Consider the following 16,692-nt stretch of genomic DNA (forward strand, 5'->3'; position numbering starts at 1 on the left):
CGTGTTGGTCTGGAGGCCGTTGTCTGGGATCCTTCTGGTCGGGGCGCGGTTACAAAAAACAGTTGTCGCGCTCAGGTGGTTGCGTTGCTATAGGCAGTACATTCCAGAAAACGGTCGGGAGAGCGGTATGGCGAACCACAAGAAGCCGGAGGTGGATGTTCTTATCATTGGTGCGGGCCTGTCCGGAGTCGGTGCGGCTTGCCACCTGCAGCGCGAATGCCCGCAAAAAACCTTCATGCTGATCGAGCGGCGCAAGGCCATCGGTGGCACCTGGGACCTGTTCCGCTATCCGGGTATCCGGTCTGATTCCGATATGTTCAGTTTTGGCTACGGATTTCGACCCTGGAATGAATTCAAGGTGCTGGCCGATGGTGCTTCGATTCGGGATTATATTCGCAATACCTCTGATACTTTTGAGATCACCCCGCACATTCGTTTTGGCCGCAAAACCCTCAACGCCGACTGGTCCGCGGAGCAGCAATGCTGGACGGTGTCGATGGTGAATGAAGATAACGGCGAAGACGAGACGGTGACGGCCCGTTTTCTGATTGGTTGTACTGGCTATTACAACTATGACAAAGGCTATTTGCCGGATTTCCCGGGACAGGAACGTTTTGCCGGGCAATGCATTCACCCCCAGCAGTGGCCTGAGGGGCTGGACTATGCCGGCAAGAAAGTGGTGGTGATTGGCAGTGGTGCCACCGCGGTGACGTTGGTGCCTGCCATGGCTGGCGAGGCGGCTCATGTGACCATGTTGCAGCGCTCTCCATCGTATATTTTTTCACTGCCTTCGCAGGACAAGCTGTCTGAGTGGCTGGAAAAGTTTCTGCCTCCCGATTGGGTCTTTGGGCTGGCTCGCTGGCGCAATATCAAACTGCAACGATTGCTGTACCGGGCAGCAAAACGCTATCCCAACCCGGTGCGACGTGTGTTGCTGGGAAATGTGAAACGGCAACTCAAGGGGCAGGTCGACATGGCCCATTTTTCCCCCCGCTATATGCCCTGGGATGAGCGGCTGTGCGCGGTGCCGGATGGTGACCTGTTCAACGCCTTGAGAGAAGGCAAGGCGTCGGTGGTCACGGACCAGATTGAGACCTTTACCGAAACGGGCATCCAGTTGCAGTCCGGGCGGCAGCTGGAGGCCGATATCATCGTCACGGCTACCGGTCTGAATTTACAGGTGCTGGGAGGGATGACGTTGAGTCTTGACGGAGCCCCGGCTGACGTCAGTGAGCGGCTGACCTACAAAGGCGTGTTGCTGGAAGGCATGCCGAACATGGCCTGGATATTCGGGTATACCAATGCCTCCTGGACCCTGAAGGCAGATATCGCCTCGGCCTATGTTTGCCGCTTGTTGAATCATATGGAGCTGGAGGGGCACGGGGTGGCGGTGCCAAACGCCGATGACACCCTGAAACGGGATGACACCTCTATCATGGATGCGCTTGCGTCGGGGTATGTGAAGCGTTCCAGCCACAAGCTGCCGCGTCAGGGGCGACACCATCCCTGGAAAGTCATGAACCACTATGCCCGTGACCGGCACATGCTGCTGGAAGAACCGGTGGAGGACGGTGCGCTCCATTTTTATTGAAATGGAGGCGGGCTCGTGCGGGAGCTAGCCACAGCATTTCTTGAATTTTTTCCCGCTGCCACAGGGGCAGGGGTCATTGCGGCCTGGCTTCAGGGGGGTGACAGAAGGCTTGCCCGCCAGATAAAACCAGTGCCCGCCTTCGCGAACAAAGCGTGAAATTTCTTCCAGTACACTGAATGTTTGCCCGATCCGGCAGATGGCGCGAAAGTGGACGCTGCCATTGTCGCCGTCTTCATCGCTGTCCAGGATATCAAGATTGACCCAGTGCTCGTCGCTATCCAGCGACAGGTTGGTGGGGCGAGTCTCGGTATGCCAGCTGCGGCTCAGGTAATCGGTGTCTCCCCGGGCAAAGGCGCAGAATCGTGAACGCATAAGCGCTTCCGGATGGCTGGCGGGGTGCCCCTGGTGGAGTGGCTGGCAGCAGTCGGCATAGTCACGACCGGAGCGGCATTCACACCGAGTCATTGGTTTGTCTCCCGCAGGTATTTCTCGATGGCAAAGACATGCTCATCGCTGGCCTCCAGTTGCCGCAGCGCGTCTGCCAGCTGCAGCAGGTAATCACGGTTGCTGCCACTGGGGCCGTGGCTGCGGGCAATATGCTCGGCAATGGCCTTCTCATCGGACTCCCCAAGGAAGGCAGCGTTATCTGCCGTAGCGATATACACCAGCCCCTCGGCCTGCTGGTTGTCTGCAAAGGTCATGGTCGTCTGGAAGCGCAGATAGCCGTTTTTCTCCCGATGATCCAGATGCCCGAATGTGTCCGGGGTGATGCGGTAGGCCATGCCCACGCAGGCGGTGCCGGGGCTCTCGATCAGGGTAACGACCCGGCCGGGAAGCTCCGGAGTGCCTCGGTGGTCATGTGAGCCCTGCCAGAACCGGCGTGTCCAGCCCTGGATGGTGGCGGGGCGGCGCTCGAGAAAAGGAAAGTCCGCCTTGTAGATCAGTGATCCGTAGCCAAACAACCACACTGGTTGGTGAGGGTCGAGAGTGTGCCGACGGCGATTTTCTTCTGAGGTGTCCAGCATGAAATTGATCCCGGTTCGTTCCCTTCACGATGGGGGCGCTATACTGGCCGCACATTCTGACGGGCAATGGGAACAGACATGAAAGATGTGCGCGAAGAGTATCATGCCGACGGGCTGACGGAAGCCTCTCTCCATGATGATCCGCTGGAACAGGCCCGGCGCTGGGTCGATGAGGCGATAGAGGCTGCCCTGCCTTTACCTAACGCCATGACACTGGCGACGGTCAGTGCCGATGGTCAGCCGTCGTCGCGGGTTGTGCTGCTCAAGGGTATTGAGGCTGGGGGGTTTACTTTCTTTACCCACTACGACAGTCGCAAGGGAGAAGAGATCGCTGTCAATCCGAAGGTGTCTTTTACCATGTTCTGGCAGCCGTTTGATCGCCAGATGATTGTGATCGGCGAGGCGCACAAGGTCGACCAGCAAGAATCGGACAGTTATTTCGCTTCCCGTCCCTATGCCAGTCAGATCAGTGCGGCAATTTCCCCCCAGAGCCGGCCGGCCAGTCGTGCATGGCTGGAAGACGAAGTGGCACGCCTTGAGCAGGCGTTCCCCTCTGCGCCGGTCCCACGCCCTGCCCAGTGGGGCGGATACCGAATTGTTGCTCACGAAATACAGTTTTGGCATGGCCGTCCGAGCCGCCTGCATGACCGCTTCCGTTATCAGAGGCAGGAGGACGGAAGTTGGTTGCGGGAACGCCTTGCTCCCTGAGCAGGCAGGTTGCTGTCGTGGCTTTTCTGTGTGGCTCTAGTAAGCTTTGCAGCGGTACCGGGACAAGGTAGTAACGTTGAAAATACTGATAGTAGATGATCACAGGCTATTCGCTGACGCCTTGAGTATCACCCTGAAAAATGCGTATCCGGAAGCGGACATTACTACCTGTGAGCAACCGCGATGGTTGCTGGAAAACCGACAGCAGCTGCCGCAATTCAATCTGGTTATCCTGGACCAGGCCATGCCTGACCTCGATGGGCTCAGCCTGCTGGGTGTCGTGGGCCGGTTGATGACAGATGCCAAGGTGCTTGTCTGCTCCGGATCCGCAACAGAAGTGACGGTGCGTCGTGCCCTGCAGTTGAAGGTGAATGGGTTCGTGGACAAGAGCGAACCTGTGGAGAAAATCCTGCTTGCCATCAGGGAGGTGATGGCGGGTCGTAGTTATTACTCCGAGTCATTTCGGTTGATGGCAGGAAACGCGGCAGAGGAAACCCTGACACTGACCCGGCAGCAGTTGGCGATCCTGGCCATGTTGCAGGAAGGGCATGGTAACAAGGAAATTGCACGTCAGTTGTTCGTCAGCGTGAATACAATCAAGACACACCTGCGACTCCTGTATGAAAAGCTGGAGGTATCCAACCGTACGGCATGCATCGACAAGGCGAGAAACCTCGGGCTTATCTGATCCTTGCCAGCCGTTACTTCTCTCTCAGCATGTCTTCCAGTTTCTGGATCAACGTGTCTGCGGCCACCGGCTTGAACAGGACATGCCTCTCATTCGGTAAAGCCTGAATGAAACCGGGGTCGGTATTGCCGGTAATAATCAAGGTGGGTACCGATTGGCGAAACCTGGCGCTGATCGCTTCAATGACGGAACCGGCGTTGGTGTCAGGCCCGATCTGATCATCGGTGATGACCAGCGAAGGTGGGGCGTCACTGCTTTCAAGGCGCTGCAGGGCGGATTCCAGGGTGTGGTGTGCAGACACGGTAGCGCCAAGACTTGAGAGCAGCCCTCCAAGTGCTTCGGTGACACGCTCATCATCATCAATTAATAGTACCGTGAGACTTTCGAACCAGGAGTGATCGCTAATAACACTTCCGGTATCGTCGATCGCTTGGGTTGCAGCAGCCGGTAACGTGAGGCTGAAGGTTGTTCCCCTTCCTGGTTCAGAGATCATGGCGACGGGAATGTCGCACAATGCACTGAGCCGGCTGACAATCGCCAGTCCCAGTCCCAGTCCGTTCTGAATGGAGCGGTGATCGTTGTCTATCTGCATGAATTCTTCGAATACCTCGGCCTGGTATGCCTCATCAATCCCGATCCCCGTATCCGTTATTTCCAGCAGCAATTCCTGCCCTGTAACCCGTGCGCTGAGGCTGATCTCGCCCTCCGGGGTGTACTTGAGTGCATTGCTGAGAAGATTGCGGACAATTCTCGCGAGCATGACTCCATCGCTGAAAACGTGTTGCCCGGAAAGATCATGGAGGCGAAGAGACAGCCCTTTGGCAAGGATCTGTGGGGAAATTTCGTCGATGATCGGCTGTAACGTATCCAGCAAGTTGATGATGCGTTTCTTCGGTGTCAGACGGTGTGACTGCAGCCGTGACAGCATCAGCAGATGGTTCAGTAGCTCATTACATGAGGCAATGGCGGTGTCCAGTTTTGCCACAATATCAGGCTGGGGAGTGTCGCTATTTTTCAGCATGGCGGCATAGAGGGTGGCCGCTTGCAAAGGCTGGCGAAGATCATGGCTTGCTGCCGCAAGAAAGCGGGTTTTACTGCTGCTGGCCTTCGTGGCTTGTTCGCTGGCTTGTTCGGCTTCGATGCGCAGGGCGATGTTGCTTATCTGGGAACGATGCATGTACAGGCTGAAGCCGCTCATGGAGACGAGGCTGACCACCGGGATAAGCTTGATGATGAGCGGAGCGTCAGGGACGTAAATCAGAATAAAAAAAAGCCAGGATAGAAAAACCGGTGTAATAAAACTGATAAAGATATCCGGATATACGCCCATGGAAACGGACGGAATAGACGTGGCAACAGAAAGGATGACCAGACAGGTCAGAACCGTGACCGGGGTTACTCCCGGCAAGAACAGATACGGAAAAGAAGACCAGAGAGCGGCCCAGATAATCGCCATATAGAGGTTGAGGTGGTGCCACTTCCGGGTTTTTCCTGATTCGATGGCGCGATGTCGATTATAGAAACGAATAAGGAAAATGGACTGTAAACCGACCAAAAATAACAGTGCATACCAGGCGAGGAATGGGGGTTTCTGGATCATGTCAAGGAAGAAGAGAGGCAGGGATCCGGCAATAATGGAGGAAAGCGCCATGCGTGAGCCTACTTCTTCCATAAACAGATTGTGTCGCTCTTGAAGAATCCGCTGGCGGTTGTTCGGTGCCGAACAGGGCAAGGTATCAGGCATGGTCGTATTTTTTTTAAAAGGTGTGATTGCAGTCTAGCTCGATTAGTGCGGCTTGTAAGTGCTGCCATGGCGAATTCACCCGTCAGGGTGAAGAGCGGCGAGATTCCAGGGTGCTCTAATGGTCGCCTCTCTGGGATGCGTCATTAATCGGGGTAAGCGTAATGATCAACAAGCAACTGACTCAACTGGCTGCGGCTATCGGCGTGGCTTCTATGATGACTGCCTGTGGCGGCGGTTCCTCCAGTTCCGGCGGCACGACAGTTGCTGCCGGCGGCAAGGGATTTGTGGTTTTTCCCGCAGCCGAAAGTGCGGGTGCTGTCTTGGTGCGAAGCGCCACTCCGCGGGCGGCCCTGTTTGCCGAATATCTGTACAGAACTGACGGTACCCCTGCCGGGACCACAAAGATCGTTGATGGCAGCAATAACGGTTTTGAAGTTGGCCGCTTTGGCGGTGGTTACATGGCGGATCTGGACGGCAAGATCTACTATGCGGGCAAGGACAGCTCTGGCGATGTGGAGCTGTGGGTCACTGATGGCACTGGCGCCGGCACGGAACGTGTTGCTGATCTTTATACCGGTGGCAGTGGTCAGCCACACAATATGGTTCCTGTGGCTGACAAATTGTTTATGAATGCGGTAGTGGATGATGCCAGCGGTGTGGGGCGAGAGCTGGTGGTTTTCGATCCCGCTTCCGGGGCATTCGAGGCGTTGACCTCGACTATTGATGGTAACCCGACCAGTAGTAATGCGCCTGAGTCGCTGACACCGGTGGAAGACGGTCTGTTTTTTTATGACCAGGATGCTGGCGATGTGTACTTTACCGATGGCTCGGTGGCAGGGACACTGAAAATCGCGACCAGTAACGACAACATTACCAACCTGAATAGTCCGCTGTCGAAATATCCTGAACTCATTGGGGATGATGATTGGATTGGCTACAAGGGCAAGCTGCTGTTTACCGGGCGTTTCAACGCAACCGATGCGCAAACGCGTCTCTACGAAATGGATCAAGATGGCAATATCAAAGAGATTGCCTTTGAAAATAACGGCTACACGGTACAGCTCGATATCACCCAGAATGTAGTTACCAGCAACGGCAAGGTGTATTTCGTTGCGGATGCAGGAGCCAATAACCCGGATCTGCATATCTTCGAATATGATGGCAGTTCCGTCGTTAGACTGACCGGTAGCGAAGGCAGCCGTCCTTATAATGACAGTCTGGTAGGCACGTCACTGGGTGTGTTCATGTATGTGGAGATGGCCGGGCTGCCTCCGTACCTTCTGCGTGTGGATAACACTAATGGTCCAGCAGGTGTTACGGCCGCGCTGCGTGGAAGCGGAGATTATTCCTTCGCTGATGTGGGTTACATGGTGGAGGCAAACGGTACGGTATTCTTTAGTGCTTACACCGAAGATGCTGGTGGCAGTGATTTCGGTACCGAACTGTGGAAAACCGACGGCACCCAGCAGGGGACAGAACTGGTTAAGGATATCAATGACACCATGGCGGGCGCAGACTCGCAGCCTTTCCCGCTGACATTCATGTATCAGGTTCCGCCGACGGTGAATCAAGGCCTGGGAAGCAAATACCTGTTCGTGGCGAATAACGGCAGTGAAGGTTTTGAGCCCTGGGGGTCTGATGGATCCGAGGCGGGCACCCTGCTGCTGAAGGATATCAGTGCGGGCAGTGGGAGTAGTGTCATCGACTAATTCAGTTAACAGTGAACAGTTAACAGCGGCGCGATAGCGCGTCGTTGTTACTTCCAGGAAGGAGGCCGCGACCATGTTTTGGCGCGGCCTTTTTGCGTTTAAAAGACAAGGAAAAAGCAAAACAAATACTTGACAGGTTATGCCGGTCGCGCAGCCTTCACTGTTCACTGTTCACTGTTCACTGTTCACTGTTCACTGTTCACTGTTCACTGTTCACTGTTCACTTGCTTGCGCCATAACGCTGCCAGCAATGAGCCTGACAGGTTGTGCCAGACACTGAACAACGCGCCGGGTAAGGCGGCCAGTGGCGTGAAGTGTTTGACGGCCAATGCCACGCCGAGACCGGAGTTCTGCATACCCACTTCGATGGCCAGGGTACGGGCAGTGACCTTGTCCTGACGAAGCAGGCGGGCGATGCCATAGCCCCCCGCCAGCCCCAGGGCATTGTGCAAGGCGACGGCAACAAAGACGGCGATGCCGGCCTCGGCCATCCGCGACTGGTTCAATGCCACGATGATGCCGATGACCACCACGATGGCGATGACGGAGAGCAGCGGAAAGAGCTCTCTTGCGGTAGCCAGTTGGCGTGGAAAAAACGTATTGAGGGCGCTGCCTGCGACCACCGGGATGACCACGATCTGGAGCAGTGACACCAGCATTCCTTCCACTGGCACCGGAATGCGCTCACCCAAATAGCACCAGGTGAGCAAGGGGGTGGCAATCACGGCAATCAGGGTGGATACCAGGGTGATGGAAACGGATAACGCCACATTCGCCCGCGCCAGATACGCGATCACATTGGAGGCGGTGCCGCCAGGACAGGCTCCGACCACCACCAGTCCGATCAGCAATTCCTGGGGGAGCTGCAAGGCTCGCCCTATTGTCCAGGCCAGCAAGGGCATCAGGCTGTATTGCAGTGCGACTCCAAGGGCAATTACGCCGGGGCGTTTAAAGACCTGCCGAAAATCATCCCAGCGTAACGTCAGTCCCATGCCGAACATGATCAGCATTAGCAGGGGGACAATGGCCGGCTTGCCTGCGACCAGCCACTGCGGTTGCCACCAGGCCAGCAGGGAAAACACTAATGCCCAAAGGGGGAAGAGTTGGGTGAGTCGCGGGATCATGGTGGTGCAGGCCCTCGTTATTTGCTTTGGATCCAGGTGTTGAGTGTTTCAAGTTACAAGCTTCAAGTTGCAAGACGGTCGGATTCAGGGCGTTTTGCAATGCCCTGCCTGGGTTTTAATGTGGGGCGCGGGCACGGCGCGTCAAAACCACACCATGTCTGGCCGCGCCTTGTCGCGTGAAGCTTGCTCTACAACGCCAACGTCAGCAAAAACGGTAACATCAAAAATGCCATCAATGTGGAGAATACCACCATGGCGGCCACTTCTTCGGCACCCCGTTGGTAGGCCTTGGCCAGCAGGTAGTTGAACACAGCCACAGGCATGGTGGACTCGATCAGGGCCACGCCGCGTAGAGGGCCTTGCAGATCCAGTATCTCCGCCACACTCAGGCCCACCAAAAAACCGATCACCAGGCGCAGGGCGGCAAATGCGGCGCCTTTGCCGAGGTGGTGTACCTTCAGTTGCGACAGGGACACGCCCAGGGTGATCAGCATCAGCGGAATGGTGACGTCACCGATCAGGCTGACGGTGTTGAAAAGCCATTGTGGCAGGCTCAGGTCCAGTCCCACCATGGCCACGGCAAGGAATACCGACAGCAGGATGGGATGACGGAACAGTGACAGCGAGAAGCCCTGTCCGCTGACAATAGCCATGCCCAGTGAAAAGTGCCCCACCGAATAAATCATCATCCACGCCAGGGAGAGGGCCAGTCCGGTATCGCCGAAGGCGAGCATGCACAGGGGAATCCCCATGTTGCCGGTGTTGGGGAAGGTGAGAGAGGGCAGGAATACCCGGAAGGGTTGGCCGCTGAGGCGAATGGCCAATACCGCCAGTGCCAGTGTCAGCAACATCACGGTAAGGGCGACACCGGTGACTTCTGTCAGCGCAGCCATATCCAGATCAGTCTTGCCCAGCGTGGCAACGATCAGGCACGGGGTGGTGACGGTGGTCACCAGGGAGGTAACCATCTGGGTGTCAAAGGGCTTACCGGCTCGCGCCCAGAAGTAGCCCAGTCCGGCACAGAACAGAACCGGTGCGATGATATTCCAGAGTGTCAGCAGCATGTGCGCCTGCCACAGTGTCAGTGAAAGACGCAGTGTGCGAGTTGTCGGCGAGACTGTCTAGCGAGCCGCGCAATGTCGGTTCAGGAAGCCATGTGGCTCGTCCACGAAATTCGCAGGCTTCGGTGTGCGTAACACAGACTGCAGTCGAGACTCGTTTCTCGAAGCCGTTCCTTTGCTGACCTGAACGCCATGTCGGTGATGGGCTCACGCCCATTACCGACCTACGCGGCTTCGTAGCGGAGGGGGCGCTTTTGAAATTGGCTATTAACTATTCATTATTAACGGTTAACTGCCTTCTACACAGTCAAAAACTCCTTGATTAAGGCATCATCCAGTTCCCCCATGGCTCCCTCTGCCACCTTGCTGCCACGATCGAGAATGGCAAAGCGGTCCGCGCAGGCACGGGCAAAATGCAGCTTCTGTTCTACCAGCAGCACTGTGAGCCCTTCTTCCTTGTTGAGTGTCTTGATCACCCGGCCGATCATATCGACGATGTTGGGCTGAATCCCTTCGGTGGGTTCATCCAGAATCAGCAGTTTGGGATCCAGTGCCAGGGCGCGGCCAATGGCCAGTTGTTGTTGCTGGCCACCGGACAGGTCGCCGCCGCGGCGGTTACGCATTTCATGCAGCACCGGGAACAGTTCGTAAATCCGGTCAGGAATTTTCTTGCTGCGATCCGGGCGGGCCTGAAGGCCGGTTTCCAGATTCTCCTCCACGGTGAGCAGCGGAAAGATTTCTCGCCCCTGGGGGACATATCCAATGCCCGCACGGGCCCGTTCTTCGGCTGCCTGTTTGGCAAAGTCGTTGCCTGCGAATTCAATGCTGCCACTTTTGACCGGAAGCAGTCCCATGATGGTTTTCAATAGCGTGGTTTTACCCACCCCGTTTCGGCCCATCACACACAGGCACTCGCCCTGGGTGAGGCCAAGGTCCAGATCCCAGAGGGTATGGGATTCGCCGTAGTATTGGTTGACGTTGTTCAATTTCAACACGGTTTTTACTCCGTAAAAAGCGACGAGCTATGAGCTTTTAGCCAACAGGAAAACCAAGATGAATGAATGGTTTTCTCGCAGCTGGAAGCTCATGGCTTGAAGCTGAATTTATTCACCCAGATAAACTTCAATCACCTTCGGATCGTTCTGTACCTGATCCATGGTGCCCTCTGCCAGTACGCTGCCCTGATGCAACACGGTAACGGTGCTGGCGATGGAGCGGATGAATTCCATGTCGTGTTCGACCACCACCACGGAATGCTTGCCTGCCAGGCTTTGCAGCAACTCCCCGGTGCGCTCCACTTCCTGGCGGGTCATGCCGGCAATGGGCTCGTCGACCAGTAGCAATTGGGGTTTCTGCATCAGTACCATGCCGATTTCCAGCCACTGCTTCTGGCCATGGGACAGCAGGCCGGCCACCTTGTGGCGGTCGTCCAGCAGGCCGACCTGGGCCAGGGTTTCCTCGATCCAGCTTTTCTGCTCGCCGCTCATGCGGGTGAACAGGGAGTGCCAGGTTCCCTTGGCATCGTTCATGGCCAGTTCCAGATTTTCAAACGCGGTGTGCTCCGGGAACACGGTGGGTTTCTGGAACTTGCGACCGATGCCGGCGGTGGCGATTTCGGTTTCGCTCAGCCGGGTCAGGTCCAGGGTCTGGCCAAAGAAGCAGGTGCCGCTGTCGGGCCGGGTCTTGCCGGTGATCACATCCATCATGGTGGACTTGCCGGCGCCGTTCGGGCCGATAATACAACGCAGTTCGCCGGTCTTGATGTACATCGTCAGGTCATTGAGCGCCTTGAAGCCATCAAAGCTGACAGTGATATCTTCCAGATACAGAATGTTTTTGCCGGCCCCGGAATCCAGCTGGCCCGGTGCCACTGCGCGGGTACCCTGGCGCATGAAGTCGAACACCTGATCGCGGCGAAAGGTTTCCCGCAGATTGTCCAGTGCACTCATGAGTGTTCTCCTTGTGCCGCTGGCGTGTCATCAGTGTCGCCGGTTTTAACAAAACGTTTTCGCAGACGCTCCCAGTGCTGGCTCACCAGGCCGACAATGCCCTGGGGCAGGAACACGGTCACCGCCACGAACAAGCCACCGAGGGCGAACAGCCAGGCTTCAGGCATGACGCCGGTGAAGACGGTCTTGCCGTAGTTCACCAGAATGGCACCGATCACTGCGCCATACAGCGTGGCGCGACCACCCACGGCAACCCATACCACCAGCTCAATGGAATTGAGCGGTGAGAATTCGCCGGGGTTGATGATGCCGACCTGGGGGACATACAGCGCACCGGCAAGGCCGGCCAGAATGGCGCTGACCGTGAACACCCAGAGTTTGTAGTGTTCGGTACGGTAGCCGACAAAACGTGCGCGGGATTCGGCATCACGCACGGCCAGAACAACGCGACCAAGCTTGCTGCCGGTAATCCAGCGGCACAGCACAAAGGCGCTGGCCAGGGCTACAGCGGTGGCTATCAACAGGCCAACGCGGGTGGCGTCTGACTGTAGTGAAAAGCCGAGCAGATCCTTGAAGTCGGTGAGACCGTTGTTGCCACCAAACCCGAGCTCGTTACGGAAGAACGCGAGCATCAGGGCGTAGGTCAGTGCCTGGGTGATGATCGACAGGTAGACACCGGTGACCCGCGAGCGGAAGGCCAGCCAGCCGAACACGAAAGCCAGCAGCCCGGGGACCAGCAGAATCATCAGGGCTGCAAACCAGAACTGGTCGAACCCGTGCCAGTACCAGGGTAACTCCTGCCAGTTGAGGAATACCATGAAGTCTGGCAACTCCGGGTTGCCATACACGCCACGGTCGCCAATCTGGCGCATCAGGTACATGCCCATGGCGTAGCCTCCCAGCGCAAAGAAGGCGCCATGCCCCAGGCTGAGAATGCCGCAGTAACCCCACACCAGATCCAGCGCCAGGGCCAGCAGGGCATAGCACAGGTACTTGCCAAGCAGCGTGACCGTGTAGGCACTCACATGCAGTGCCGAATCCGGTGGGAAGATCTGGTTGAGCAGGGTCACCAGCAGGGTGGCGCCAAACAGCACACCCATGAAGGTGCGGGCGGTGCGATCACTGAGTGCACCTTTGAACGTTGAGTCTCTCATGTTATTCCTCCGCTGCCCGGCCACGTTGCGGGAAGAGTCCGCGGGGTTTGCGCTGGATAAACAGGATGATGAAGATCAGCACAATGATTTTTGCCAGTACGGCACCGGCCATGGGTTCCAGCAGCTTGTTGGCGATACCGAGTCCAAAGGCGGCGGTGAGGGTGCCCCACAGATTGCCGACACCACCAAACACCACCACCATGAACGAATCGATGATGTAGCTCTGACCCAGGTTGGGCCCCACATTGGTGAGCTGGGCCAGGGCGACCCCGGCCACCCCGGCGATGCCGGAACCCAGACCAAAGGTGAGGGCGTTGACCCGCTCGCTGCGGATACCCAGTGCCCGCGCCGTGGTGCGGTTCTGGCTGACGGCACGCACCTGCAGGCCCAGACGGGTGCGCTTGAGCAGCGTCAGCAGCGCCAGGAAGACGGCCAGGGCAAAGAAGATGATGTAAAGACGGTTGTAAGTCAGCGAGAACACCGGGTTGATTTCCAGTGCGCCACTCATCCATTCCGGGGTAATCACGGTGCGGTTGAGAGGCGAGAAAATCACCCGCACGGCCTGTTGCAGGATCAGGCTGACACCAAAGGTCGCCAGCAGGGTTTCCAGCGGGCGGCCGTAAAGGAAACGGATGACAAAGCGTTCGATCAGAATCCCTGTCAACGCAGAGACCAGAAATGCTGCCGGGATGGCAATCAACAGTGACCATTCGTGGCTGTTGGGCAGCAGTTGCTGCACCACGTAGGTGGTGTAGGCGCCGAGCATGATCAGTTCGCCGTGGGCCATGTTAATCACGCCCATCACCCCGAAGGTGATGGCCAGGCCGATGGCCGCCAGCAGGAGTACCGAGCCGAGGCTCAGGCCGAAGAACACTGTGTCAGCGGTCTGGAACGTGCTGATGCGGGCATCGATCTTTTTCAGGGCCTGTTCCAGTGCGCGGGTTTCTGACGCGTTGTCGGTAACGCTCAGGCGGCTGTTGAGACTGTTCTTCACTTCTGGATGCAGGTTCCCGGACAGGGCATCGATGGCATTCAGGCGTGCGGTCAGGTCGTCGCTTTGCAGGGCGGCAATGTTGAGAGCGGTCTCAATTTGATCGAGTACCCGCTGGCTGGATTCCTGCTCCCGGCGCTCACCAAGGGCAGTGAGCATTTCCGGGTCATCATTGCCGATCAGCTGGCCAGCGGCCTGATAGCGAACATCACTGTCCGGGTCGTTCAGACCGGACAGGGCCAGCTGGTTGTTGATCACGGTACGCAGGCGATTGTTGATTACCACCGGGCGCGCCGCCCGGCTGTCCACGTGCCCCACTACCTCTTCGGTCGTCGGGTCGCGCAGTTCCCACTGGCCGTCCTGTTTTTCCCCCAGGGCGATGGTGTCGTCCTTGCGGTTGTGGACCAGCTCCCGGTTCATCAGTGCATTCAGCAGTGGAATGACTCGCGGATTGTTCTGGTTGGCCAGCTGACGGATGGCCGCTTCTTTATCGTCGAAGCTGCGGCTGGTCAACTGATCGAGAATCTCGTTGATGGTGGGTGGTGCGACGACGCGGTTCGACTCGTCGGCGTCCATCATGTCGGTGCCTGAGTTCAGGCCTTGCTCGGTCTGGGGTGGCACTGTTGTGTCTTGCAGCGCCTGTTCTGCCCAGCTCACACAGGTCAACAACATGACAAGCATGGCGACCAGCGTTTGGCTGAAACGGTAACCCATGACGGCCTCCTTACAGAGCGTCAGATTTGCGTTAAATAAAAAGCGTACTTTTTTATAAGGTGGCACCGGGAGTGACCCCGGTGCCGTTTTCTTTTGTGGTGTTACTCGGCAGCAGCGCCGCCACAGCTCTTGGTTTTGGTGTTGTAGTTGCCGCACTTGACTGGTGCGGTCCAGTCGGAGATCAGGTCCTTGGAGCCCGGCAGGTAGTCAGACCAGGCATCACCTTTCACCAGACCGTCGGTTTCCCAGACCACAGCGAACTGGCCGTCATCCTGGATTTCACCGATCAGTACCGGCTTGGACAAATGGTGGTTGGCGTTCATCACGGCCATGCCGCCGGTCAGGTTCGGGGTCTCGATGCCGATCATGGCGTCAGCCACTTTGTCGGTATCGGTGGACTTGGCTTTCTCTACCGCTTTCACCCACATGTTGAAACCAATGTAGGTCGCTTCCATGGGGTCGTTGGTGACGCGCTTGTCGTCGCCAGTGAAGGCATGCCACTGCTCGATGAACTTCTCGTTGCTGTCGTTGTAAACGCTCTGGAAGTAGTTCCAGGCGGCCAGGTGACCTACCAGCGGGCCAGTGTCGATGCCGGACAGCTCTTCTTCACCCACGGAGAAGGCGACTACCGGGATGTCTTCTGCGCTAACGCCCTGGTTGCCCAGCTCTTTGTAGAACGGCACGTTGGCATCACCGTTGATGGTGGAAACCACAGCGGTCTTCTTGCCTTGGCTGCCGAAGCTCTTGATGTCGCTGACGATGGACTGCCAGTCGGAATGACCGAACGGGGTGTAGTTGATCATGATGTCGTCGGCGGCTACCCCTTTGGCCTTCAGGTAGGCTTCGAGGATCTTGTTGGTGGTACGCGGGTAAACGTAGTCAGTACCGGCCAGCACGAAGCGTTTCACGCCCAGATCATTGATCAGGTAGTCCACTGCCGGGATGGCCTGCTGGTTCGGCGCTGCACCGGTGTAGAACACATTCTTGGAGGATTCTTCGCCTTCATACTGAACCGGGTAGAACAGCAGCCCGTTCAGTTCTTCGACCACCGGCAGGACCGATTTACGGGACACCGAGGTCCAGCAGCCGAAGATCACATCCACGCCTTCCTTGGTGATCAGCTCGCGGGTCTTTTCTGCGAACAGCGGCCAGTTGGAAGCCGGGTCAACCACTACGGGCTCCAGCTTCTTGCCCATCACACCACCTTTCTTGTTCTGCTCTTCGATCATCATCAGAACGGTGTCTTTCAATGTGGATTCACTGATCGCCATGGTGCCGGACAGGGAGTGAAGTACCCCGACCTTGATGGTGTCGGCAGCCATCACCGCGCCACTGTAGACAATGGCCGAGGAGGCGATAACGCCGGCGGCCAGTTTTTTCATGGATTGTGAAAAACTCATGGTGTTTCCCCTTGCGTTTGAAGTTGGTTTATCCATTTCCTGTAGTCCCCGGACCGAGTCGATCCAAGCAAAGCAACCTTCACTCGTCATGAGCGATGGTGGTATCCCCCCGAGGTACGCTGTTGTTGTCGACCGCCTGCAACTGACTGCGTGCATTGGCCTCGTGCAGCATGTGCACGGTGATTTTTCGTACTTCGTTTCGGGATTCTTCGATGTGGGCACGCAGTAGCATCTGCGCTTGCTCCACCCGGCGGTGCAGGATCGCATCCAGCACTGCCGCATGTTCTTCATAGGTGGCTTCCACGCGTGGTGGCTTGGTGAAATCCAGCCGCCGGATAATGCGTAGCCGCTCGGTCAGATCCTGGTGAATGCGCGCCATTTCCTGGTTACCTGCGGCTTCCACCAGTTGTTCATGAAAACGCTCGTCCATGCCGCTGACGGTGGGGCCGTGATCGAGCCGGTCGGCCGGGTCCACGCACCACAGGTTGACCAGTTCATCGAGGGTGTTCTGTTCCTGTTGCTCGCAGAGTTTGCGCACCGCTGCGCATTCAAGAATGGTGCGCACGTCATAGAGCTCTTCGAAGTATTTGAAGTCGAAGGGTTTGACCTGCCAGCCGCTGCGGTACAACACATCCACGTAGGATTCCCGTTGCAGCCGGAACAGGGCTTCACGCACCGGGGTGCGGGAGGCGCCCATCCGCTCAGCAACTTCGTTTTCACTGAACCGGTCGCCGGGCATCAGGCGAAAATCAAAAATGTCCTGCTTGAGTTGCAGGTAGATGCGCTCAGCCAGGTTTTCGCTTTTACGGGCGGTGCGTGCGTTCATCATGGCCT

The 16,692-nt window shown here is 57.1% G+C and carries 15 protein-coding genes; 4 read left to right on the forward strand and 11 right to left on the reverse strand.

The genetic code is table 11. The annotated features are described in order from the left end of the window. The first annotated feature begins 127 nt into the window (after positions 1–127). A complete protein-coding gene (locus A15D_RS10170) occupies positions 128–1,591 on the forward strand; it encodes an NAD(P)/FAD-dependent oxidoreductase (protein WP_102791851.1) in 1,464 nt (487 codons plus the stop codon). A gap of 24 nt (positions 1,592–1,615) precedes the next feature. Here the strand turns inward: A15D_RS10170 and A15D_RS10175 are convergent, their stop codons facing one another. Together A15D_RS10175 and A15D_RS10180 are read right to left on the reverse strand one after the other, a co-directional pair. Further along, positions 1,616–1,963 carry a YchJ family protein gene (locus A15D_RS10175; RefSeq protein ID WP_022984779.1) on the reverse strand — a complete coding sequence of 116 codons (348 nt, stop codon included), beginning with the start codon at positions 1,961–1,963 and terminating at the stop codon, positions 1,616–1,618. Between the two features lie 89 nt (positions 1,964–2,052). Beyond that, positions 2,053–2,616, reverse strand: coding sequence for a gamma-glutamylcyclotransferase (locus tag A15D_RS10180; protein WP_022984778.1), 564 nt, complete (start codon positions 2,614–2,616; stop codon positions 2,053–2,055). A 78-nt stretch (positions 2,617–2,694) separates the two neighbouring features. On the opposite strand from A15D_RS10180, the gene pdxH reads away from it, so the two are divergent. Together pdxH and A15D_RS10190 are read left to right on the forward strand one after the other, a co-directional pair. After that, positions 2,695–3,324, forward strand: a complete 630-nt coding sequence (pdxH, locus tag A15D_RS10185; RefSeq protein WP_022984777.1) for a pyridoxamine 5'-phosphate oxidase — start codon at positions 2,695–2,697, stop codon at positions 3,322–3,324. Between the two features lie 76 nt (positions 3,325–3,400). Continuing rightward, on the forward strand, positions 3,401–4,012 hold the full coding sequence (locus A15D_RS10190; RefSeq protein ID WP_158245798.1) for a response regulator transcription factor: 612 nt from the start codon (positions 3,401–3,403) through the stop codon (positions 4,010–4,012). 13 nt (positions 4,013–4,025) lie between these two features. Here A15D_RS10190 and A15D_RS10195 read toward each other — a convergent pair whose 3' ends face one another. After that, positions 4,026–5,756, reverse strand: coding sequence for a hybrid sensor histidine kinase/response regulator (locus tag A15D_RS10195; protein WP_102791852.1), 1,731 nt, complete (start codon positions 5,754–5,756; stop codon positions 4,026–4,028). A gap of 161 nt (positions 5,757–5,917) precedes the next feature. Here A15D_RS10195 and A15D_RS10200 point away from each other — a divergent pair, with 161 nt between their 5' ends. Beyond that, positions 5,918–7,465 (forward strand): hyalin, encoded by a 1,548-nt coding sequence (locus tag A15D_RS10200; protein WP_022984774.1) that lies wholly within the window; start codon positions 5,918–5,920, stop codon positions 7,463–7,465. A 206-nt stretch (positions 7,466–7,671) separates the two neighbouring features. Here the strand turns inward: A15D_RS10200 and A15D_RS10205 are convergent, their stop codons facing one another. The 8 genes from A15D_RS10205 to A15D_RS10240 form a co-directional block, all read right to left on the reverse strand. Continuing rightward, complete coding sequence (locus A15D_RS10205) at positions 7,672–8,589, reverse strand: bile acid:sodium symporter family protein (protein ID WP_022984160.1); 918 nt, start codon at positions 8,587–8,589, stop codon at positions 7,672–7,674. A 188-nt stretch (positions 8,590–8,777) separates the two neighbouring features. Continuing rightward, on the reverse strand, positions 8,778–9,653 hold the full coding sequence (locus A15D_RS10210) for an AEC family transporter (protein WP_102791853.1): 876 nt from the start codon (positions 9,651–9,653) through the stop codon (positions 8,778–8,780). Between the two features lie 296 nt (positions 9,654–9,949). Next, entirely contained in the window at positions 9,950–10,645 is a 696-nt protein-coding gene (gene urtE, locus A15D_RS10215) for an urea ABC transporter ATP-binding subunit UrtE (RefSeq protein ID WP_102791854.1), read from the reverse strand. A 108-nt stretch (positions 10,646–10,753) separates the two neighbouring features. After that, on the reverse strand, positions 10,754–11,599 hold the full coding sequence (urtD, locus tag A15D_RS10220) for an urea ABC transporter ATP-binding protein UrtD (protein ID WP_022984157.1): 846 nt from the start codon (positions 11,597–11,599) through the stop codon (positions 10,754–10,756). Continuing rightward, the gene (gene urtC, locus A15D_RS10225; RefSeq protein WP_102791855.1) at positions 11,596–12,753 is read right to left on the reverse strand and encodes an urea ABC transporter permease subunit UrtC; all 1,158 of its coding nucleotides are present in this window, start codon (positions 12,751–12,753) and stop codon (positions 11,596–11,598) included. The genes urtD and urtC overlap by 4 nt, the downstream gene beginning before the upstream one ends. Position 12,754: 1 nt before the next feature. Then, positions 12,755–14,458, reverse strand: coding sequence for an urea ABC transporter permease subunit UrtB (gene urtB, locus A15D_RS10230; RefSeq protein WP_102791856.1), 1,704 nt, complete (start codon positions 14,456–14,458; stop codon positions 12,755–12,757). A 101-nt stretch (positions 14,459–14,559) separates the two neighbouring features. Beyond that, positions 14,560–15,858, reverse strand: coding sequence for an urea ABC transporter substrate-binding protein (gene urtA / locus A15D_RS10235; RefSeq protein WP_022984154.1), 1,299 nt, complete (start codon positions 15,856–15,858; stop codon positions 14,560–14,562). A gap of 79 nt (positions 15,859–15,937) precedes the next feature. Then, entirely contained in the window at positions 15,938–16,684 is a 747-nt protein-coding gene (locus A15D_RS10240; RefSeq protein ID WP_102791857.1) for a GntR family transcriptional regulator, read from the reverse strand. Between the last annotated feature and the right edge of the window lie 8 nt (positions 16,685–16,692).

The sequence above is a fragment of the Alcanivorax sp. MD8A genome (genome assembly GCF_002888555.1).
In the GTDB taxonomy this organism is placed as follows: domain Bacteria; phylum Pseudomonadota; class Gammaproteobacteria; order Pseudomonadales; family Alcanivoracaceae; genus Alcanivorax.

Coding starts and splice junctions, on each gene's coding strand:
- A15D_RS10170 (WP_102791851.1), top strand. CDS start 128: ATGGCGAACCACAAGAAGCCGGAGGTGGATGTTCTTATCATTGGTGCG.
- A15D_RS10175 (WP_022984779.1), bottom strand. CDS start 1,963: ATGCGTTCACGATTCTGCGCCTTTGCCCGGGGAGACACCGATTACCTG.
- A15D_RS10180 (WP_022984778.1), bottom strand. CDS start 2,616: ATGCTGGACACCTCAGAAGAAAATCGCCGTCGGCACACTCTCGACCCT.
- pdxH (WP_022984777.1), top strand. CDS start 2,695: ATGAAAGATGTGCGCGAAGAGTATCATGCCGACGGGCTGACGGAAGCC.
- A15D_RS10195 (WP_102791852.1), bottom strand. CDS start 5,756: ATGCCTGATACCTTGCCCTGTTCGGCACCGAACAACCGCCAGCGGATT.
- A15D_RS10200 (WP_022984774.1), top strand. CDS start 5,918: ATGATCAACAAGCAACTGACTCAACTGGCTGCGGCTATCGGCGTGGCT.
- A15D_RS10205 (WP_022984160.1), bottom strand. CDS start 8,589: ATGATCCCGCGACTCACCCAACTCTTCCCCCTTTGGGCATTAGTGTTT.
- A15D_RS10210 (WP_102791853.1), bottom strand. CDS start 9,653: ATGCTGCTGACACTCTGGAATATCATCGCACCGGTTCTGTTCTGTGCC.
- urtD (WP_022984157.1), bottom strand. CDS start 11,599: ATGAGTGCACTGGACAATCTGCGGGAAACCTTTCGCCGCGATCAGGTG.
- urtC (WP_102791855.1), bottom strand. CDS start 12,753: ATGAGAGACTCAACGTTCAAAGGTGCACTCAGTGATCGCACCGCCCGC.
- urtB (WP_102791856.1), bottom strand. CDS start 14,458: ATGGGTTACCGTTTCAGCCAAACGCTGGTCGCCATGCTTGTCATGTTG.
- urtA (WP_022984154.1), bottom strand. CDS start 15,858: ATGAGTTTTTCACAATCCATGAAAAAACTGGCCGCCGGCGTTATCGCC.
- A15D_RS10240 (WP_102791857.1), bottom strand. CDS start 16,684: ATGAACGCACGCACCGCCCGTAAAAGCGAAAACCTGGCTGAGCGCATC.